The 20,113-nt window shown below is 66.0% G+C and carries 14 protein-coding genes and 1 rRNA gene; 8 read left to right on the forward strand and 7 right to left on the reverse strand.

What is annotated here, in order from left to right; genetic code table 11:
- Positions 1-273: 273 nt before the first annotated feature.
- Positions 274-1,452 carry a porin gene (locus tag R2676_RS03620; protein WP_206272223.1) on the forward strand — a complete coding sequence of 393 codons (1,179 nt, stop codon included), beginning with the start codon at positions 274-276 and terminating at the stop codon, positions 1,450-1,452.
- 188 nt (positions 1,453-1,640) lie between these two features.
- Positions 1,641-2,957: an MFS transporter gene (locus tag R2676_RS03625; protein WP_206272224.1), complete on the forward strand. Its 1,317-nt coding sequence runs from the start codon at positions 1,641-1,643 to the stop codon at positions 2,955-2,957.
- Positions 2,958-2,978: 21 nt separating this feature from the next.
- Here R2676_RS03625 and arfB read toward each other — a convergent pair whose 3' ends face one another.
- Positions 2,979-3,413, reverse strand: a complete 435-nt coding sequence (arfB, locus tag R2676_RS03630) for an alternative ribosome rescue aminoacyl-tRNA hydrolase ArfB (protein WP_206272225.1) — start codon at positions 3,411-3,413, stop codon at positions 2,979-2,981.
- 43 nt (positions 3,414-3,456) lie between these two features.
- Between arfB and trhA the strand changes: the two genes are divergently transcribed.
- The gene (gene trhA, locus R2676_RS03635; protein ID WP_027680298.1) at positions 3,457-4,074 is read left to right on the forward strand and encodes a PAQR family membrane homeostasis protein TrhA; all 618 of its coding nucleotides are present in this window, start codon (positions 3,457-3,459) and stop codon (positions 4,072-4,074) included.
- A gap of 56 nt (positions 4,075-4,130) precedes the next feature.
- On the opposite strand, the gene R2676_RS03640 is transcribed toward trhA, so the two are convergent.
- The 4 genes from R2676_RS03640 to R2676_RS03655 all read right to left on the reverse strand — a co-directional run bounded on the left by R2676_RS03640 (position 4,131) and on the right by R2676_RS03655 (position 10,274).
- Positions 4,131-5,840, reverse strand: coding sequence for a long-chain fatty acid--CoA ligase (locus R2676_RS03640; RefSeq protein ID WP_027680297.1), 1,710 nt, complete (start codon positions 5,838-5,840; stop codon positions 4,131-4,133).
- A gap of 151 nt (positions 5,841-5,991) precedes the next feature.
- Positions 5,992-7,089: an aminopeptidase gene (locus R2676_RS03645; RefSeq protein ID WP_206272227.1), complete on the reverse strand. Its 1,098-nt coding sequence runs from the start codon at positions 7,087-7,089 to the stop codon at positions 5,992-5,994.
- A gap of 10 nt (positions 7,090-7,099) precedes the next feature.
- On the reverse strand, positions 7,100-9,196 hold the full coding sequence (locus R2676_RS03650) for a molybdopterin-containing oxidoreductase family protein (protein WP_206272228.1): 2,097 nt from the start codon (positions 9,194-9,196) through the stop codon (positions 7,100-7,102).
- A gap of 82 nt (positions 9,197-9,278) precedes the next feature.
- Complete coding sequence (locus R2676_RS03655; RefSeq protein WP_206272229.1) at positions 9,279-10,274, reverse strand: LacI family DNA-binding transcriptional regulator; 996 nt, start codon at positions 10,272-10,274, stop codon at positions 9,279-9,281.
- Positions 10,275-10,490: 216 nt separating this feature from the next.
- Between R2676_RS03655 and ptsP the strand changes: the two genes are divergently transcribed.
- From ptsP to R2676_RS03675, 4 genes are all read left to right on the forward strand, one after another.
- Entirely contained in the window at positions 10,491-13,040 is a 2,550-nt protein-coding gene (gene ptsP, locus R2676_RS03660) for a phosphoenolpyruvate--protein phosphotransferase (protein WP_206272230.1), read from the forward strand.
- On the forward strand, positions 13,037-13,993 hold the full coding sequence (gene pfkB / locus R2676_RS03665) for a 1-phosphofructokinase (RefSeq protein WP_206272231.1): 957 nt from the start codon (positions 13,037-13,039) through the stop codon (positions 13,991-13,993). Before ptsP ends, pfkB begins: the two co-directional genes overlap by 4 nt.
- 50 nt (positions 13,994-14,043) lie before the next feature.
- Positions 14,044-15,759, forward strand: coding sequence for a PTS fructose transporter subunit IIC (locus R2676_RS03670; RefSeq protein WP_206272232.1), 1,716 nt, complete (start codon positions 14,044-14,046; stop codon positions 15,757-15,759).
- 147 nt (positions 15,760-15,906) lie between these two features.
- Positions 15,907-17,064, forward strand: a complete 1,158-nt coding sequence (locus R2676_RS03675) for an ABC transporter substrate-binding protein (protein WP_206272233.1) — start codon at positions 15,907-15,909, stop codon at positions 17,062-17,064.
- Positions 17,065-17,112: 48 nt separating this feature from the next.
- Here the strand turns inward: R2676_RS03675 and argE are convergent, their stop codons facing one another.
- Positions 17,113-18,315, reverse strand: a complete 1,203-nt coding sequence (gene argE, locus R2676_RS03680) for an acetylornithine deacetylase (protein WP_206272234.1) — start codon at positions 18,313-18,315, stop codon at positions 17,113-17,115.
- A 262-nt stretch (positions 18,316-18,577) separates the two neighbouring features.
- On the opposite strand from argE, the gene R2676_RS03685 reads away from it, so the two are divergent.
- The gene (locus R2676_RS03685; RefSeq protein ID WP_206272235.1) at positions 18,578-19,768 is read left to right on the forward strand and encodes a M20 aminoacylase family protein; all 1,191 of its coding nucleotides are present in this window, start codon (positions 18,578-18,580) and stop codon (positions 19,766-19,768) included.
- A gap of 258 nt (positions 19,769-20,026) precedes the next feature.
- Here the strand turns inward: R2676_RS03685 and rrf are convergent.
- Positions 20,027-20,113, reverse strand: a 5S ribosomal RNA gene (rrf, locus tag R2676_RS26245); the annotation flags it as partial.

Genomic DNA, 20,113 nt, shown 5'->3' on the forward strand with positions numbered 1-20,113 from the left:
ACGGGATAACCCTGCGGGCGCGCGGATCGCATCTAAAACCGCAAGGAATCGGCGGCGGATATCCAGGATCTATTTCGAATTCGGAAACAGCCTGTTGCCGGGATCAGACAGCAAACGCGCGTTTACGAACATTCGTTCGCAAATTTCGACCGACGCCTGCAACCCGTTGCTACATTAGTCAGCGACTTCGTTTGAAAGTCATGGGGCGGGAAGACGAAAACGGAGGGTCTGCCTGCCACCGAACCCAATAAATAAAGATCTGGAGACCGACCGATGAAGAAATCGCTGCTGGCATTGGCAGTGCTGGGCACATTTGCAGGTGTTGCGCAGGCTCAGTCGAGTGTGACGCTGTATGGCGTGGTCGACGCCAACGTTGAGTATGTCAACCACGCGCAAGCCGTGACGGCGGCGGGGGTGGTCCTCCCGGGCAGCAGCGGTTCGCGCCTGGCGATGCAGGCCGGCGGGCTGTCTTCCAATCGCTGGGGCTTGCGCGGCGTTGAAGACATCGGCGGCGGTCTCAAGGGCCTGTTCGTGCTGGAGTCGGGCTACGGCATGGACACCGGCACGCTGCAGCAGGGCGGGCGCCTGTTCGGCCGCCAGGCGTTTGTCGGCTTGCAGGGCAACTGGGGCAAGATCACGCTGGGCCGGCAATACACCACGATCTTCGACATGATGGCGAACTTCTCGCCGACCGGTTACGCCACGCAGTATGAGCCGGTGGTCGGCCAGCTAGGTCCGAACTTCCGCGAAGACAACGTCATCAAGTACACGGGCGCATTCGGCCCGCTGACCGTGGAAGGCCACTGGGCGTTCGGCGAGCGCGCCGGCAGCCAGACCGCCAACTCGGCATACGGCGTGGGCGCAAACTACTTTGCTGGCCCGTTCGGGCTGGGTATCGCCTATGACGAAGTGAAGGTGCTGACGGCAGCCGAAGCCCTGGGCGGCCCCGGCAACGAGTACGCCAAGGACAAGCGCGCCGCCATTGCTGCGAGCTATACGGTGGGCCCCGTCAAGCTCATGGGCGGCTATCGCTACGGCAAGACCGATACGGCTTCGTCTGGCGCCACGCTGGCCCTGCTGCCGCACCGCGACGACTATTACTGGGCGGGCGTGAACTACCAGGTGACGCCTGCCCTGGGCCTGACGCTGGCGTACTACTACGACAACATCAAGGAAGCGACCATCGGCGGCGCCACGGTCAACCCGCGCAACCCGCAGCAGTGGCAGTTCATCGCCGACTACAACTTCTCCAAGCGCACCGACGTATACCTGAGCGCCGCGTATGCGCGCAATGCGTCGCTGAACTGGGATTCGATCGGCTATGTGACGAACCCGGCAACGGGCGCGCAAACCTCGGTGGGCTACCTGCCGGCTGCATCGCAGACGTACTTCATCACGCCGAACTCGGATAACCAGGTCGGTGTGGCGATCGGCTTGCGCCACAAGTTCTGACACACGCTTTGGTTTTGCCCGCCGCCCCTCTCCTTGGCGGGCGCAGGAAGGCACCTTCGGGTGCCTTTTTGCATGGCCGCGCGCTATGCTCCTGCGATCGCGCCCGCCGCTGGACGGCAAGCCCGCAGCACAACATCGCGCGGCGCAGTTCATAACGACAACAACGCGAACCTCACCCGGAGACCTGCATGTCCTCTTCGACTTCCCCGACCCTGGCGTCCTCCGCCTCGGACGCAGCCACCGACGCCAGCCGCTCGCGCATCGTCTTTGCGAGCTTCATCGGCACGGCCATCGAGTTCTACGATTTCTATGTCTATGCGACCGCCGCGGCGCTGGTGATCGGCCCCGTGTTTTTTCCGCACGGGTCCGCCACGGCGCAGGCGCTATCCGCGTTCATCACGTTCGGGATCGCGTTCATCGCACGGCCGATCGGCTCGTTCCTGTTCGGCCACTTCGGCGATCGCATCGGGCGCAAGTCGACGCTGGTGGCATCGTTGCTGGTGATGGGCATTTCGACCACGCTGATCGGGCTGGTGCCGGGCTACGACAGCATCGGCACGCTCGCACCGATCCTGCTGTGCATCCTGCGCTTCGGCCAGGGCATCGGCCTGGGCGGTGAATGGGGCGGCGCGGCGCTGCTGGCCACCGAGAACGCGCCGCCGGGCAAGCGCGGCTGGTTTGGCATGTTTCCGCAGTTGGGACCGTCGGTGGGCTTCCTGGCATCGAACGGGCTGTTCTTTGGCCTGGCGATCGCGCTATCGGACGAGCAGTTCCGCAGCTGGGGCTGGCGCGTGCCTTTCCTGGTGAGCGCCGTGCTCGTGGCGCTGGGCCTGTATGTGCGATTGAAGATCGCCGAGACGCCGGCCTTCCAGGCGGCCATCGATCGGCACGAACGCGTGAAGGTGCCCGTCGCCGAACTGCTGGCGCGCCACTGGTGGCCGACGCTCCTGGGCGCGCTGGCCATGGTCGTCTGCTACACGCTCTTCTATATCTCGACGGTGTTTTCGCTGTCGTACGGCGTGGGTACGCTGCACTTCTCGCGCCCGAGCTTCCTGGGCCTGCTGTGCCTGGCCGTGGTGTTCATGGGACTGGCGACGCCGCTGTCGGCGTGGGCGTCGGATCGCTTTGGCCGCAAGCCGGTGCTGATCGTCGGCATCGTCGCAGCCATCTTGTCGGGCTTCACGATGGCACCGCTGCTGGGGAGTGGGCAGACGCCGCTGGTGGCGCTGTTCCTCATCATCGAGCTGTTCCTGATGGGCGTGACCTTCGCGCCGATGGGCGCGCTGCTGCCCGAGTTGTTCCCGACCAACGTGCGCTACACGGGCGCCGGCGTGTCGTACAACCTGGGCGGCATTCTGGGCGCGTCGATTGCGCCGTACATCGCGCAGAAGCTGGCTGAACAAGGCGGCCTGAGCTGGGTCGGCATGTATGTGTCGGCGGCTGCGGTGGTCAGTCTGATCGGCGTGCTCTGCATGCGCGAAACGCGTGATACCCGGCTGATGTAAGTACCCCGCATAGCGACGCGCTTAATCCCACGAGTGGCGGCCCGAGCGACCACGCTTGACGTCGCCACGCGCGCGCTTACCTTCCAGACGGCGCGTCTTGGAAGCGCGCGTAGGCTTGGTGGCGATCCGCGACTTCGGCACCGAAAGCCCCGTCGCGATGAACGCGACCAGACGTTCACGCGCATCCTGGCGGTTGCGGTCCTGCGTGCGAAACCGTTGTGCATCAATCACAATCACGCCCTGGTCGGTCAAGCGGCGGTCGCGCTTTCCCAGCAGGCGAGCCCGCAATGCCTCCGGCAACGACGGCGAGTGCGCGATGTCAAAGCGCAACTCCACCGCCGTTGATACCTTGTTGATGTTTTGCCCACCCGCGCCGCTTGCGCGCACAAAGCGCTCGACCAGTTCGGACTCCGGAATAGACAATTGGGGGGTGATTTTGAGATCGGTGCCGGGCATTGGGGCATTGTAGGGAGAACCCGTTTTTTCTGGAGATCCGCGTATGTATCGGGGAGAACGTTTCAACGGCTTCAGCCACCTGGCCGGGGCCATCCTTGCCGCCGCGGGCATGGCCGTTCTGGTAACGTCGTCCGCCCTGCACCACGACGCGTGGAAGGTCGTCAGCTCCGTGGTCTACGGCACGACGCTCGTCCTGCTCTACACCATCTCCACGCTGTATCACAGCCTGCGCGGGCCGGCCAAAAGCATCTTCCAGCGGCTCGACTACTGTGCCATCTATCTGTTGATCGCCGGCAGCTACACGCCGTTTGCGCTGGTGACGTTGCGCGGCCCTTGGGGGTGGGCGCTGTTCGGCATCAACTGGGCGCTGGCGGCCATCGGCATTGCGCAGGAACTCTGGATCGGCCGCCGCACGCGCTTGTTCTCGCTGCTGATCTACGTGGTGATGGGCTGGCTGGTGCTGATTGCCATGGGGCCGCTGGCAGCCGCCCTGCCTGCGCCGGGCCTGTGGTGGCTGGTGGCGGGTGGCGCGCTTTACACGGCCGGCATCGGCTTCTTCCTCTTTGACGAGAAGGTGCGGCACTTCCACGGCATCTGGCACCTGTTCGTGCTGGCCGGCAGCGCGTGCCAGTTTGTCAGCATCCTGCTGTACGTCGGCTGACACGCCATGAAAAAAGCCGCGATTCCTCGCGGCTTTTTTATCGCAGCTACGCAGACTCAGGCACGCTTCTTCATCGCCTCGTCGCGCAGTTCGCGACGCAGGATCTTGCCGACGTTGGTCTTCGGCAGCTCGTTGCGGAACTCGATGAATTTCGGGCGTTTGTAGCCGGTGAGCTGGTCCTTGCAGAATTCCTGCAGCTTCTGTTCCGTGAGTGACGGATCGCGACGCACCACGAACAGCTTCACCACCTCGCCCGAATGCACGTCGGGCACGCCCACGGCGGCCACTTCCAGCACGCCCGGGCACATCGCCACCACGCCTTCGATCTCGTTCGGGTACACGTTGAAGCCCGACACCAGAATCATGTCCTTCTTGCGATCGACGATCTTGGTGTAGCCGCGCTCGTCCATCACGCCCACGTCGCCGGTCTTGAAGAAGCCGTCGGCGTACATGACCTTGGCGGTCTCGTCGGGGCGCTTCCAGTAACCGGCCATGACCTGCGGGCCGCGGATGCAGATTTCGCCCGCTTGGCCGATCGGCAAGTCGCGGCCTTCGTCGTCGCGAATGGCGATTTCCGTGCCAGGAATCGGCAAACCCACGGTGCCCGAAAACTTGTCGGTATCCGTGGGGTTGCAGATGGCCGACGGCGAGGTCTCCGACAGGCCATAGCCTTCGATGATCGGGCACCCCGTCACCTCGAGCCACTTCTTGGCCACCGCCTCCTGCACCGCCATGCCGCCGCCGTTGGCCACGCGCAGGTTCGAGCAGTCGACATCCTTGAATTCAGGATGGTTCAGCAGCGCGTTGTACAGCGTGTTCACGGCCGGGAACATGTGGAAGCGGTACTGCTTGAGCACCTTGATGAAGCCCGGGATGTCACGCGGGTTCGGGATCAGCACGGCCAGCCCGCCCTTGCGCATCGACAGCAGGCAGCACACCGTCAGCGCGAAGATGTGATACAGCGGCAGCGCGGTGATGGTGACGATCTCTTCGTCGGCGGCCAGCATGCGGCCATCGCGACCGGGCTTGGTGAGCGCGGGGTTCATCCACGCTTCCGACTGCAGCACGTTGGCGACGATGTTCCGATGCAGCAGCGTCGCACCCTTCGACACGCCGGTCGTGCCGCCCGTGTATTGCAGGAAGGCCACGTCGTCGGGGCCGACGGAGGTCGGCTTGAGCGTCTGCTTGGCGCCCTCTTCCAGCGCGGTGTTGAAGCGGATGCAGTTGGGCAATTCCCACGCCGGCACCATCTTCTTGACGCTGCGCACGACGAAATTGACCAACATGCCCTTGAGGCCGCCGAGCATGTCGCCCATGCTGGCCACCACGATGTGCTTGACCGGCGTATTGGGCAGCACCTGCTGCAGCGTCGTCGCGAAGTTCTCCAGGATGATGATCGCTTCGGCGCCGCTGTCCTTGAGCTGGTGTTCCAGTTCGCGTGGGGTGTAGAGCGGATTGACGTTGACCACCACATAGCCGGCGCGCAGCACGGCGGCCAGCGCCACCGGGTACTGCAGCACGTTCGGCATCATCAGCGCGACGCGTGCGCCAGGTGCGAGACCGCGCGATTGCAGCCAGGCCGCCAGTTGGCGCGAGAGCGTATCCAGCTCGCCGTAGGTCAGCACCTTGCCCATGCATTCAAATGCACGGCGGTTGCGGTTCTTCTGGAAAGAATCCTCAAGCAGATGGGCCAGCGATCGATACTGCGACGCATCGATCTCGGCCGGCACCCCGGCGGGATACTGCTTCAGCCACGGCTTATCCATGGGCGTGTCTCCTGGCGATTGTCGATTTTTTTCGAATGGTCGTTCGTTTTTTTCGGCATCCTACGCGGATGTCTGTGTCAAAACAATAACTTAGACGGTTCCCTCAGCCGGCCGGCCCCGCTTGAAACTGGTGCAGAAACCGCTGTTGGCATCACTTTTGCGTGATGCCCGCCGACGTCGCCATCGCGGGCGGCGCGAGCAATCGCAGGGCGGCCTCGCGCTGCGGTTTGGACTCACGCGACATGGCTTTGACGTCGGCATAGAAGCGCGCCCAGTCGCCGCCATCACGGTGGTACAGCGCCGTGAACGCCGGCACCCATTCCAGGTAGCTCGCGACGGCGCCCAGATGCGCGTTGGACAGCGGCTGCGCGAACCAGCGGTCGTAACCGGTATAACCGCCCCAGCTTGCTTTGAGCTTGGCGTAATCGGCCTGCAGGCTCGCGAAGATGGCGCGTTTTCCGGCGCGCTTCTCGTCGTCCGACACGGGGCTGGCATACAGCGTCTCAAGCCGGTTGCGGTACTCCAGCAGCAGGGCGCGAAATTGTACGCGGCGGGCGTCGTACGTGGCGTATTCCGCGCGAATTTCCGGCGTGGCGGCATCCGCCAGCCAGCGTTCGACGCCGATGGTTTCCACGGCGGTGGCAAACGATTCGTTGAACGCGGTATCGCCCTTGGCGTAGACGACCTGATGCGCCAACTCATGAAAAATCAGGCGCGCCAGTTCGCCTTCCGGCAGGCCGACGAAGGTGTTGAGCAGCGGGTCGTCGAAATAACCCAGTGTGGAATACGCAGGAATGCCGGCCACATCCACGTCCAGGCCTTGGGCGCGCAGGGTGTCGGCGTAGGCCATGGCGGCGTTGCGGTCGTAGTACCCGCGATACGTCACGCAGCCCACGACGAGGAAGCACCACTCCTTGAGCTTGACCGACAGCTCCGGCGCCGCAAACACGTTCCACACCGCGAACGGACGCTTGAGATTGGCGTAGACGCGATAGCTGCCGTTGTCGGGCAGGCCCAGCTCACGCGAGGCATAGATGCGGATGCTGCGCGCATCCTCCAGGCGTTTGGCGAGCTTGTCGTTGTGGGCTTGCCGCGCGTTGTCGATGGCCTGATCGATCGACTCGCGCTGCGCCATCAGCGAGAGATGTCCGCTGACCGACTGGTAGTAATAACCGACGGTGTCGCAGCCGGCCAGCAACGCCGAACCGGCAAGCGACAGCGCAAGGTACAGCGCGCGTGCGGCACGCATGATGGTTCCGTCAGGCGGCCTGTGCCAACGGCGCGACCTCGACCAGGCAATCGTAGAAGGTGGGCGCGCGCCCCATGTCGGTCAGGCGCTGGCTGGTCAGCTCGTTGGCGTTGGTGCCGTCGGGTGCGAGTTTCTTCCACCAGATCGACAGGCCGACGACCACGCCGCGCCGCGCACGGTCGGTCACGCGGGCGCGCGCCTGCATGGTGCCGCGATCGTTGAAGATACGAACGAGTTCGCCATCGATGACGCCGCGCGCATTGGCATCGTCGGGATGGATGTCGAGATGCGGCTCGCCTTCGGTGTTGCGCAGGCTGTCGACGTTGACGAAGGTCGAATTCAGGAAGTTGCGCGCCGGCGGCGAGATCATCGATAGCGGATAACGCTTGGCCAGCTCAGGCGTGCTGATCGCCGACTCATGCGGCGGCACATAGCCGGGCAGCGGATCGAGCCCGTCCTTGGCCATCTGCTCGGAATAGAACTCGCACCGGCCCGACGGCGTGCGATAGCCGCCGCGTGCGAGCGGCGCGGCCGGGTGCGCCAGCTTTTGCCAGCCCTCGCGCTTGAGCGTGGCCCAGTCGATGTGCGCGGCGGCCGGGTCGTCACGGCGCACGGCCTGGCTCGCGATGTCGTCGTCCGAGTCGGCAAAGCAGGCGTCGTTAAAGCCCATGCGCTTGGCGATGCGGCGGAAGATTTCCGTGTTCGGCAGCGACTGCCCCATGGGCGCGATGGCAGCGTTGTTGGCCAGCACGTAGGTGTGGCCGTACGCCTTGTGCACATCGACGTGTTCGAGCTGCGTGGTGGCTGGCAGGAGGATGTCAGCGTAGTCAGCGGTGTCGGTCTGGAAGTGTTCCAGCACCACGGTGAAGAGGTCTTCGCGCGCAAAGCCGGCGGCGACCTTGCGCGAATCCGGCGCCACCGCCACGGGGTTGCTGTTGTAGACGACCACCGCCTCGACCTTGGGGCCGAACGATGCGTCGCCCGCATGCAGCAGCGCATCGCCGATGGTGCTCATGTTGATCGTGCGCGGCAGCGCGGGCCAGCTCGGCAGCAGGTCAGGACGCTGCAGCTTCGCATTATCGATGGGGAAGAAACCCGACGTCGACAGCTGCAGCCCGCCCGCTGCATCGCGCCACGCGCCCACCAGCGACGGCAGGCACGCGACTGCGCGCACGCCCTGCCCGCCGCCATGCGCGCGCTGCATGCCGTAGTTCAGGCGAATGGCCGCGGGCTGCTTGTCGCGCACGACGGTCGCGCCGTACAGCTTGGCGAGCCACTCGATATCCGCCGCGTCCACCCCACACAGCGTCGCCGCGTATTCCGGCGTGTATTGCTGCGCGCGCTCACGCAGCGCCTCGAAACCGAGCGTGTGATTGGCGACGTAATCGTGGTCGAGCAGATCATCGCGGATCAACACGTGGATCATCGCCAGCGCCAGCGCCGCATCGGTACCGGGGCGCACCGCCAGATGGCGATGGCACTTCTCGGCCGTCAGCGAGCGATACGGATCGATGGCGACGAGCGTGGCGCCGCGCCGTTTGGCCTCCTGCGCGCGCGTCCAGAAATGCAGGTTCGACGCGATCGGATTGGCGCCCCAGATCAGGATCAGCTTGGCGTCCTGCACGTGCTCGATATCCATGCCGAGGCTCGCGCCATAGGTGTAGCGCAGCGCCGTCGCGCCGGCCGATGCGCAGATCGTGCGATCCAGCAGCGACGCGCCCAGCTTGTGGAAGAAGCGCGCGGCCATGCTTTCGCCCTGCACCAGGCCCATCGTGCCGGCGTAGCTGTACGGAAGGATGGCCTCCGGGTTGCGCGCAGCAATGTCGCCCAGGCGCGTGGCGATGGTGTCGATGGCCTCGTCCCACGAAATCGGTTCGAACTTGCCCTCGCCCTTGGCGCCCACACGCTTCATCGGCGTCAACAGGCGGTTTGGGTGGTACGTGCGCTCGGCATACCGATTGACCTTGGTGCACAGCACACCGGCCGTCGTCGGGTGGTCCGGATCGCCCTGCACGCGGGTGGCGCGGCCGTCCTCGACAGTGACGAGCAAGGCGCAGGTGTCGGGACAGTCGTGCGGGCAGGCAGCACGGATGACTTGGGTGGACATCAGGGGGCTCCGGAGTGGGTGGCGGCGGGTGCATGTCGGCGTTGTCGCACCGCCGCGAGTATCCGGAAATTGTAATCGCCTGCTAACTGCTTCGCAGCGGCGTGGAGCCGCGCGTGACGAGCCGCCCCGTCAACAGCACGCGGCGCGTCGGCAAGGTGCGTTGCGCGAGGCGCTCCTGCAGCATCGCCATTGCCATGCGGCCGATGTCGTAGACCGGCTGTTCGATCACAGTGATGCCCGGGCCGGCGAGTTCGGTCCAGGGCTCGTTATCAAAGCCCGCCACGGCGATGTCGCGCGGCACATCGAGCGACAGCCGCCGCAACGCCCGCAGCACGCCTAGCAGCGATTGCGCGTTACTCGCGACCAGCGCGTCAGGGCGATCACGTTCGGCGCCGGACAGCCACACCAGCGTCTCGGCCTCCGCGGCCTCGGCCGTCGGCAGGATGAAGCGTGCCTCGGCGGTGATGCCGTGGCGTGCCAGCGCCGTTGCGAATCCGGCCTGACGCTCAGCGCCTGTGCTGCTCGTCCGCCCGAACAGGCCGCCGATACGCCGGTAACCCTGCGCGGCGAGGTGCTCGGCCAGCGCTTGCGCCGCCTGCTGGTTGTCGAGCACGACGGCATCGGCGCCGCATGTCGGGCCGGCGCGGTCGATCAGCACGACCGGGTAGCCAAGGTCCACGGGTTGCTGCGCCTCGGCAATGCCGCGCGTCGGCGAAAGGATCACGCCAGTCACGCGCTCCTCTTCCATCAGGCGCAGGTACATCGCTTCCTTCTCGGGGTCTTCGTCGGAATTGCAGAGGATGACGCGCAGGCCAGCCGCGTAGGCCGCGTCTTCCACGGCCCGGCTGACGCTGGTGAAGAACGGATTGCGGATGTCGGAGACGATCAGCCCGACGGTCTGCGCCTGCTGCGAGCGCAGCCGCCGCGCCGACAGGTTCGGCCGATACCCCGACGCCGCCACCGCCGCATCGACGCGCCGGCGCAGTTCCGCGCTCACGGGGCCGCCGGCGAGCGCGCGCGACACGGTTGCCACCGACACCCCCGCTGCCGCCGCCACGTCCTTGATTCGAACCGTCATGCTGAAATCGTTTCCACAGAAAGCGTCATCATAGCGAAGGAGCGCACCACCACCAATGCTCGAAGCACCTAGGGAAAACCCCGTAAATACTGGGATAGACGTCACTTTGTGTCGCGACGCACATTGACACTCCAACTGTAATCGATTTCAATTCGCGATCATCGACGACACGCATGCCGGGCCTTGGAGCACGGCAGCCGCAGGAGACCCCGCCGCATGGCTTCCGCCCTGATCTGCGCCGACCGCATCCGTCTGCAGCAACGCGCCACCGACAAGGAAAGCGCCATCCGCGCCGCCGGCCAATTGCTGGCCGACGCCGGCTGCATCGACCCCGCCTATATCGACAGCCTGTTGCGCCGCGAAACGGTGGCCAACACGTTTCTCGGCCACGGCGTCGCCATTCCGCACGGCATGGGCGAGGACCGTCACCTGATCCGCCAGACCGGCATTGCGGTGCTGCAGTTTCCTGACGGGCTGGAGTGGCACCCGGGCCAGACGACGCACTTGGTATTTGCCATCGCCGCGCAGTCGGACGAGCACATCACGCTGCTGCGCCGGCTGACGCGGCTGCTGAATGACGATGCGCGCCTGCGGCAGCTCTTCACCACGCAGAATGCTGAAGAGCTTGTTGCCGCACTCTCCACCGACGCACCCGCGCCCGCCGCCAGCACACCAGGCACCGACCTCGCCGAGCAGCGCACCTTGACGCTGGAATACCCGAGCGGCCTGCACGCCCGTCCGGCCGCGCAGTGGGTCGAAACCGCGCGTCGCTTTGCCGCGCGGGTGCAAGTCCGCCATGGCGACGAAACCGCCGATGCAAAGAATCTCGTGGCGTTGCTGCAATTGGGGCTGGCGGCCGGCGCCAAACTCAGCCTCTCTGCGGAAGGCCCCGACGCCGGGGCCGCGCTCGACGCGCTACTGCAGACCATCCGAGGCCTGACGGCGCAGGAACGTGCCCAGGCGGCGCGCGATACACAGGCAGCCCGCACCCGCCAGACCGCGCACGGCTGGCAAGCCGACGCGGCGTTGCCCGCGATCGGCGGCATTGCGGCGAGCCCTGGTTTGGCGATCGGCCCCATCCACGTGTTGCAGCACGGCGCGTCGACCGTGCCCGATCACCCCGTCGCACTGACCACCGGCGGCGATCTGCTGGACCAGGCGCTGGCCAGCACGCGCGCCGAGCTGGAAGCCCTGGCACGTGACACGGCCACCCGTCTGGGCGAAGCCGAAGCGGGCATCTTCAAGGCGCAGGCCGAACTGCTGGGCGACACCGATCTCATGACGCTGACGTGCCAGGCGATGGTCGAAGGCCACGGCGTGGCGTGGTCCTGGCATCAGGCCGTCGAGCGCCTGGCCGAGCGGCTGGGCGCGCTGGGTAATCCGCTGCTGGCCGCGCGCGCGGCCGACCTGCGCGACGTAGGACGACGCGTGCTGGGCCATATCGATCCGTCGCTGCGCAGTGCAGCGCAGACATTGCCCGACACGCCCTGCATCCTGGTGGCGGCGGACCTGTCGCCTTCGGATACGGCGGTGCTCGACACACGACGCATCATCGGCATCGTCACGGCGCAAGGCGGTCCGACCTCGCACACGGCCATCCTGACGCGCACGCTGGGCATACCGGCCGTCGTGGCCGCCGGTCCGGCCGTGCTCGATGTGGCGACGGGCACGCAGGCCATTATCGACGGCACGGGCGGCCGTCTGGTGCTCGATCCCGATGACGCCAGCATCGCGAGCGCCCGCGCATGGCTGCAGGAAGACGCCGCGCGCACGCAGCGTGAGGAGGCGGAGCGAGGCCTGCCCGCACGCACGCGTGACGGCCACACGGTGGAGATCGCCGCCAACGTCAACCTGCCGGCACAAGCGGTCGAAGCCCTCGCGCTCGGTGCGGAAGGCGTCGGCCTGATGCGCACCGAATTCCTGTTCCTCGAACGCGACCACGCCCCCGACGAAGACACGCAATACGCGGTCTACGCCGACATGCTCAAAGCCCTTGGCGGCCGTCCTCTGATCGTGCGCACGCTGGACATCGGCGGCGACAAGCAGGTCCCGCATCTGAACCTGCCGACGGAAGAGAACCCGTTCCTCGGCGTGCGCGGTGCGCGCCTGCTGCTGCGCCGGCCCGACCTCATGGAGCCGCAACTGCGCGCACTCTATCGGGCGGCCCGCGATGCCGGCACTACCGGCGATACCGCGGCGCTGTCGATCATGTTCCCGATGATCACCTCGTTGGAGGAGGTGACCGCCCTGCGCGCCGCCTGCGAACGCATCCGCGCAGAAGTCGACGCGCCGACGGTGCCGCTGGGCATCATGGTGGAGGTGCCAGCCGCCGCACTGCTGGCCGATCGGCTGGCGGAACACGTCGACTTCTTCTCCATCGGAACCAACGACCTCACGCAATACACGCTCGCGATCGATCGCCAGCACCCCGATCTCGCCGCCGAGGCCGACAGCCTGCACCCGAGCGTGCTGCGTCTGATTCAGCAGACGGTGCAAGGCGCCGCGCGCCACGGGCGCTGGGTCGGCGTATGCGGCGGGCTGGCCGGAGACCCGTTCGGCGCGCTGCTGCTGACAGGGCTTGGCGTGCACGAGTTGTCGATGAGCCCGCGCGATATTGCGCCGGTCAAGGCGCGGCTGCGCGAGGCGCACCTCCGCGCGCTGTCGCAGCTCGCAGAACGCGCGCTGGCCTGCGCTTCCGCCCAGGAAGTGCGCGCCCTGGAAATCGCCTTCCCGATGCAGGCCGGTGGCGAGGAGAAGGCCGCATGAGCCGCCCGTCGCGCATCGTCACCGTCACGCTCAACCCGGCCATCGACATGACCGTCGGGCTGGAGCGCCTCGAACGCGGCCGCGTCAACATCGGCCGCAGCGTCACGCAGCAGGCCGGCGGCAAGGGCGTCAACGTCGCAGCCTGCCTCGCCGACTGGCAGGTGCCGGTGATCGCCACGGGCCTTCTCGGCGACGCCAATGCCGAACTGTTCGAGGCGCTGTTTGCGCGCAAGGGCGTGGTCGACGGCTTCTGCCGCGTGCCCGGCACCAATCGCACCAACATCAAGATCAGCGACCAGGCAGACGGGCAAACTACCGACATCAATCTGCCCGGCATTGACGCCACGCCCGCCGACTTCGACGCGCTGTGCGAACGCATTGACGGGCTCTCCGACATTGCGGGCGCGGCGCTGTGCGGCAGCCTGGCCGGAGGCTTGCCGCCGGATGCCTATGTGACATTGCTGGCACGGCTTAACCGCCGCGGCGTACCGACCTTGGTCGACACGAGTGGCGCCCCGCTCGCACAGGTCCTGGCCGCACCACGCGACGCGCTGCCGACGGCCATCAAGCCCAATCGGCATGAGCTGGAACTGTGGGCGGGTACATCGCTGCCGACGTTGGCTGAAACGGCGGACGTGGCACGCGCCATCCACGCGCGGGGCGTGGCGCAGGTCATCGTGTCGCTCGGCGAGGACGGCGCGCTGTTCGTCACGGCAGACGGCACGTGGCAAGCGAGCCTGCCGCCGGTGCGCGCCGCCAGTACCGTCGGCGCGGGTGACGCCATGGTGGCCGGCGTGCTGGCCGGCTGGCATGCCGGTGCCGGCATGGAAGAGACCGTGCGCCTTTCGGTGGCCTTTGCCGCATGCAAGCTGCAGCGCCTGGGGCCGCACCTCCCCGCCCCTGGCGAAGTGCGCGAACGCGCCGCCGCCGTCCAGATGCAGCGCGTGGCCTGACGCCCCGACCATCGCATCGCCACACGCTCAACGCATTCAAGGAGCCGATCATGGCAAACCTGCTGGCAATTCTCGGTGCGGACGGCCGCACCACCCGCGCGATGCTCGCCGGCGCGGCCCTGCGCCACGCGGCGCGCGAATCCGGTTACAAGCTCGACGTTGACGTGCGCGGCCCGGACATCACCTCCGTCGTTGACACCGCGGCGCTGGCCACCGCCGAAGCCGTCGTCTGGGCCGGCCTGTCGCCCGATGCCGCCGCTCGTCACGCCAATCCGCGCACGCTTGAAGTCACGCTCGACGAGGTGTTGGCCGACGCGCGGGCGGTGCTGGCCCGCGTGATGCAGAACGCCTCACCCGCGCCGGAATCGGCTGTGCAAGCTCGGCGCATTGTCGCCATCACGTCGTGCCCGACCGGCATCGCGCACACCTTCATGGCCGCCGAGGCGCTCACGCAGGCCGCCGGCGCGCTCGGCCACACGATCCACGTGGAGACGCAGGGCTCCGTAGGCGCACAGAACACGCTGTCGGCCGATGCCATCGCGAGTGCGGATCTCGTGCTGATCGCCGCGGATACGCAGGTGGACCTGTCGCGCTTTGCCGGCAAGCGCGTCTTCCGCGCCGGCACCAAAGCCGCCATCCATGACGGGCAGGCGCTGATCCGCCGCGCCTTCGACGAGGCCGCCGTGGAAGCCTCCGGCACGATGCAGTCGGCGCGCACCGCGGCCGCCACAGGCGAACAGCAGCGCACCGGCCCGTACAAGCACCTGATGACCGGCGTGTCGTTCATGCTGCCGTTCGTGGTGGCGGGGGGCATCCTGATTGCGCTGGCGTTTGCCCTCGGCGGCATCTACGTGACGGACGCCTCGGCCAGCCACACGCTTGGCGGCGCGCTGTTCCAGATCGGTGCCAAGTCCGCGTTTGCGTTGATGGTGCCCGTGCTCGCCGGATACATCGCGTATTCGATCGCCAGCCGGCCCGGCATCGCACCGGGGATGGTCGGAGGCATGCTGGCCGCGAGCCTGGGCGCCGGGTTTCTTGGCGGCATCGTCGCCGGGTTCGTCGCTGGCTATGGCACCGAGGCGCTCAACCGTTGGCTGAAGCTGCCGCGCAACCTGGAAGGGCTGAAACCGGTGCTGATCCTGCCCGTGCTCGGCTGCCTGCTGACGGGCCTGGTGATGCTGTATGTGGTCGGCGCGCCGGTTGCCGCGCTGCTGGCGTCCCTGACCGCCTGGCTGCGCGGCATGCAGGGCGCCAACGCGGTCCCGCTGGGCGCTCTGCTGGGCGGCATGATGGCCTTCGACATGGGCGGCCCCATCAACAAGGCGGCGTATGCCTTCAGCACAGGGCTGATCGGCGCGCAGGTCTATACGCCCATGGCAGCCACGATGGCCGCGGGCATGACGCCGCCGCTGGGCATCGCGCTGGCGGCGTGGCTGTTCCCGTCGCGGTTCACGCCAGACGAACGCCAGGCGGCGCGCGCCACCGCCGTGCTCGGCCTCGCCTTCATCAGCGAGGGGGCGATCCCGTATGCCGCGCGCGACCCGTTCCGCGTGATTCCCGCGCTCGTGGCGGGTTCAGCCTGCGCAGGCGCGCTGTCGATGCTGTTTGGGGTGGAACTGCGCGTGCCGCACGGCGGGGCGTTCGTGCTGCCGATCCCGAACGCGGTCACGCACCTGGGCGGCTACGTGGCGGCGCTGGTTGCCGGCACCGTCGTCACGGCCGTGCTGCTGGCGGTGATGAAGCGGCGGGTGGCCGAAGGCGCCTGAAACGGCGCCCGCGTGAAGGAAAGCGAGCACATCGCGCGCCTTCTCTGTCTCAAAAAGGCTCAAAAGCGACGCAACCCGCCCGATTCTGTTTGCCTCCCCTGCCCGTTTAGCTATGATGCCGGGCAAATCAACTCTCGGGGGAGAGCAATGCAATCTCGCAGAATCACCGCGCTGCTGGCCATGTTCGCAGCGGGCATCGTCGGCATGGCGTCGGGCGGCGCGCACGCCGAAACAGGCGTAACGAACGACGCAATCATCGTCGGCCAATCGGCGCCGATGAGCGGCCCGGCGGCACAGCTCGGCCAGCAGATGAGCCGCGGCGCCCAGCTTTACTTCAACGCCGTCAATGCAGCAGGCGGCGTCAACGGTCGCAAGATCGAGCTGAAGGTGCTCGACGATTTCTACGAGCCCGATGCGACGGCCCGCAACACCAAGACGCTGATCGACGACACCAAAGTCTTTGCGCTGTTCGGCTACGTCGGCACACCGACGAGCCTCGCGGCGCTGAAGATCGCCAACCCCGCGGGCGTGCCGTTTTTTGCACCGTATTCGGGCGCAACAGCTCTGCGCGAACCGTTCGCGCGCAACGTATTTCACGTGCGCGCCGGCTACAACGACGAAACCGCCGCCATCGTGCAGCAGATCCGCACGACCGGCCTCAGGCGCATTGCCGTGATCTACAACGACGACGCGTACGGCAAGGCCGGGCTTGACGGCGTGGAGCACGCGCTGAAGCTTCCCGCCAACCAGGGCGTGTCGCTGGCCGCAAAGGCGAGCGTGGTGCGCAACACCACCGACGTGAAGGGCGCCATCGGCACCGTGCTTGCGCAGAAACCGGATGCCATCGTCGTCATCAGCGCTTACCAGACCGTGGCGGCGCTGGTGAAAGGCGCTCAGGAACAGGGGTACGCGGGCCAGTTCTACAACGTGTCGTTCGTCGGGACCAAGGCGCTAGCCAATACGCTGGGCAAGGCCGGCGGCGGCGTGATCATCTCGCAGGTGATGCCGTATCCGTATAGCGGTGCGTCGCCGCTGGTGCGCGACTACCAGAAGCTGCTGAAGTCCGACGGCATTACCGATTTCGACTACGGAAGCATCGAAGGCTACGTCGCCGCGCGCGTCTTCGTCGAAGGTCTCAAGCGTGCCGGCCGGGACTTGACGCGCGAGAAGTTCATCGGGGCGCTCGAGTCGATGGGCAATTACGACGTGGGGGGCTTCAACGTGAACTTCTCGCCATCCAACCATGTCGGCTCGAAATTCGTTGAGATGACGATCATCAACTCGAACGGCCAGGTCATCCGCTGAACGGGCGTCGCATAGAAAGAAACCGGGCCATGTGCCCGGTTTTTTCGTTCAGGCCGGCTGCATTTGTGGCTGCCGTTGGGCGAGGCGCCGCATGAACGCCTCGCATTGCGCGATCTGCGCGAGTTCGATGTACTCGTTCGGCTTATGCGCCTGCTCGATATTGCCCGGGCCGCACACCACCGTCGGGATGCCCGCACGCGAGAACAGGCCCGCCTCCGTCCCATAGTCGACCTTGCCGACCGCGCCCCGGCTATCGGCCAGCGCTTGTGCCAGCGCAACCAACTCGTGCGAGGGGGCAATCGACAAGCCGGGCGTATTGGCCTTCATGGCGAAGCTGATGTCAGCGTCAGCGGAAATCTCGCGCATCTGCGGCAGCAGCGTCTGCTGGGCATAGCGCTCCACCTCGCCGAAAAGCCAATCCGGATCGGTGCCCGGCAGATAGCGGAAATCGAAGGTGAATTCGCAATCGCGGGGCACCACGTTGGTGGCAATACCGCCTTTGATCGTGCCCGTATTCAGCGTCGTATGCGGCACGACAAAGGCGGCGTCGCGCGCTTCTTCCGCCGCCAGACGCGCGGCCAGCGAGCGGATATGCGGGATCAGCAGCGCAGCAAACTCGATCGCATTCACACCCTGCGGCGTCAACGCGGAATGCGCTTCCTTGCCTCGCACGCAGCATCGGTATTCGCGCTTGCCCTTGTGCGCAATGATGGCGCGCATCGACGTGGGTTCACCGACGATGCAACCGGCCGGCTGAATGCCGCTGGCCTCGAGGTCACGCAGCAGGCTGCGCACGCCCACGCAGCCGATCTCTTCGTCATACGACAGCGAGAGATGAAAACTGGCGTCGCCCTCCGCCGCCATGAACGCCGGCACATTTGCGAGGGCCACGGCAATGAAGCTCTTCATGTCGGCCGTGCCACGCCCGTACAGGCGGCCGTCGCGGATTTGCGCGTCGAACGGGTTCGTATCCCACAGCTGGCCATCGACGGGCACCACATCGGTATGGCCCGACAGCACGAGCCCCGGCTTGCGGCCCGGCGACAACGTCGCAAACAGGTTCGCCTTACCGCCCGTGGCGTCATACGTCAGCCGGCATTCCGCGCCCTGCGCGCGCAGGCGATCGCGCACCCACTCGATCAATCCTAGGTTCGAATTGCGGCTCACGGTATCGAACGCCACCAGCGTGCGGATCAATTGCAGAACTTCGTCGGAGGGCTGCGATGCAGCAGCGATAACGTGGGCGGACATGATGGACTCGGAGTCGTTCACAAAGCGGGCAGACCGCGGCGGGAAGCTGACATCGGCCGCGCGGTCAATTGGCGAACCTCCAGTGTAGGCGTTTCGGCCGCTCCGCTTCGTCTGTACGCGTGGGCGCACAAACCGTTGTGCGGGCAATCCATACGCAACTGCATGGACGGATCAAGCAATCGGCTGATAGCGGGTCGAGAATCGCCCTTCGGCGTATCATCGAACGTGACTCCGAATTTTCAGCCAGAACACGAGCATCCTCATGAAGCTGATCCCAGAAATCCAAGCCGCGCAGCCCGAGATCCAGGCGCTGCGACGCGACATTCACGCGCATCCCGAACTCTGCTTCGAAGAGCAGCGCACCTCAGATCTGGTCGCTGCCAAACTCGCCGAATGGGGCATCGAGGTGCATCGGGGCCTGGGCAAGACCGGCCTGGTCGGCGTCATCCGCAACGGTGAAGGCAAGAGCATCGGCCTGCGCGCCGATATGGACGCCCTGCCGCTTGCGGAGGCTAACCAGTTCGAGCATCGCTCCAAGCACGACGGCAAGATGCACGCGTGCGGTCACGATGGCCACACTGCAATGCTGCTTGGTGCGGCGCATTACTTGGCTAAACATCGCAATTTCAGCGGCACCGTGAACCTCATCTTCCAGCCTGCCGAAGAAGGCGGCGGCGGCGCGCGCGAGATGATCAAGGATGGCCTGTTCGATCGTTTTCCGTGCGACGCCGTCTTTGGCCTGCATAACTGGCCGGGGGTGCCGGTCGGCGCCTTCGGTACGCGTGCCGGCGCATTGATGGCGTCGAGCAACGAGTTCCGCATCACGATCAAGGGAAAGGGCGCGCACGCCGCGCTGCCGCATAACGGCAACGATCCGGTGTTTGTCGGCGCTCAGGTGGTCTCGGCGTTGCAAGGGATCATCACGCGCAACAAGCGGCCAATCGACACGGCGGTCCTTTCGGTCACGCAGTTCCATGCCGGCGATGCGACCAACATCATCCCGAATGAAGCCTGGATCGGCGGCACGGTGCGCACGTTCTCCACTGAAGTGCTCGACCTCATCGAGCGCCGCATGGAAGAAGTCTCCAAGGGCATCGCCTCCGCATACGATTGCACGGTCGACTTCGTCTTCCACCGGAACTACCCGCCGACAGTCAACACGGAAACCGAAACGCAATTCGCCGCGGCCGTCATGCGCGAACTCGTCGGCGCGGATAACGTTGATGCCAATATCGATCCGACCATGGGCGCGGAAGATTTCTCGTTCATGCTGATCGAGAAGCCTGGTTGCTTCGCCTTCATCGGCAACGGCGATGGTGACCACCGCGAGCAAGGGCATGGGCTCGGCCCGTGCATGCTGCACAATCCCAGCTACGACTTCAACGACGAGTTGCTGCCGCTGGGCGCTACGTATTGGGTTCGTCTTGTTGAGAAATTCCTGGCACGTAGCTAGTCATTCAGCTACTCGCATAAGCGCAAAAAGCCTCCATTCGGAGGCTTTTTTTGTTTGATGTGCATTCGGGCCGCAATGACGCGGCCGCTGGCGTTATTGGCTCAACACTGCGCCCCAGGTCGCCGCAATGAGCCGGTCTGATTCACCGGACTGGGATGTGCCAGAGGGAGCTGGATCTCGGCGCCCCCAGCTGGCGATTCGATCGCCCAAAGGCAAACACCCCAGCTCTTGTGTAGAGCTGGGGTGTTTAGATGGAGAGCCTGGCGATGACCTACTTTCACACGGGAATCCGCACTATCATCGGCGCGGAGTCGTTTCACGGTCCTGTTCGGGATGGGAAGGGGT

It is taken from the genome of Ralstonia flatus (assembly GCF_958439105.1).
GTDB classification, from domain to species: domain Bacteria; phylum Pseudomonadota; class Gammaproteobacteria; order Burkholderiales; family Burkholderiaceae; genus Ralstonia; species Ralstonia flatus.

Coding starts and splice junctions, on each gene's coding strand:
- R2676_RS03620 (WP_206272223.1), top strand. CDS start 274: ATGAAGAAATCGCTGCTGGCATTGGCAGTGCTGGGCACATTTGCAGGT.
- R2676_RS03625 (WP_206272224.1), top strand. CDS start 1,641: ATGTCCTCTTCGACTTCCCCGACCCTGGCGTCCTCCGCCTCGGACGCA.
- arfB (WP_206272225.1), bottom strand. CDS start 3,413: ATGCCCGGCACCGATCTCAAAATCACCCCCCAATTGTCTATTCCGGAG.
- trhA (WP_027680298.1), top strand. CDS start 3,457: ATGTATCGGGGAGAACGTTTCAACGGCTTCAGCCACCTGGCCGGGGCC.
- R2676_RS03640 (WP_027680297.1), bottom strand. CDS start 5,840: ATGGATAAGCCGTGGCTGAAGCAGTATCCCGCCGGGGTGCCGGCCGAG.
- R2676_RS03645 (WP_206272227.1), bottom strand. CDS start 7,089: ATGCGTGCCGCACGCGCGCTGTACCTTGCGCTGTCGCTTGCCGGTTCG.
- R2676_RS03650 (WP_206272228.1), bottom strand. CDS start 9,196: ATGTCCACCCAAGTCATCCGTGCTGCCTGCCCGCACGACTGTCCCGAC.
- R2676_RS03655 (WP_206272229.1), bottom strand. CDS start 10,274: ATGACGGTTCGAATCAAGGACGTGGCGGCGGCAGCGGGGGTGTCGGTG.
- ptsP (WP_206272230.1), top strand. CDS start 10,491: ATGGCTTCCGCCCTGATCTGCGCCGACCGCATCCGTCTGCAGCAACGC.
- pfkB (WP_206272231.1), top strand. CDS start 13,037: ATGAGCCGCCCGTCGCGCATCGTCACCGTCACGCTCAACCCGGCCATC.
- R2676_RS03670 (WP_206272232.1), top strand. CDS start 14,044: ATGGCAAACCTGCTGGCAATTCTCGGTGCGGACGGCCGCACCACCCGC.
- R2676_RS03675 (WP_206272233.1), top strand. CDS start 15,907: ATGCAATCTCGCAGAATCACCGCGCTGCTGGCCATGTTCGCAGCGGGC.
- argE (WP_206272234.1), bottom strand. CDS start 18,315: ATGTCCGCCCACGTTATCGCTGCTGCATCGCAGCCCTCCGACGAAGTT.
- R2676_RS03685 (WP_206272235.1), top strand. CDS start 18,578: ATGAAGCTGATCCCAGAAATCCAAGCCGCGCAGCCCGAGATCCAGGCG.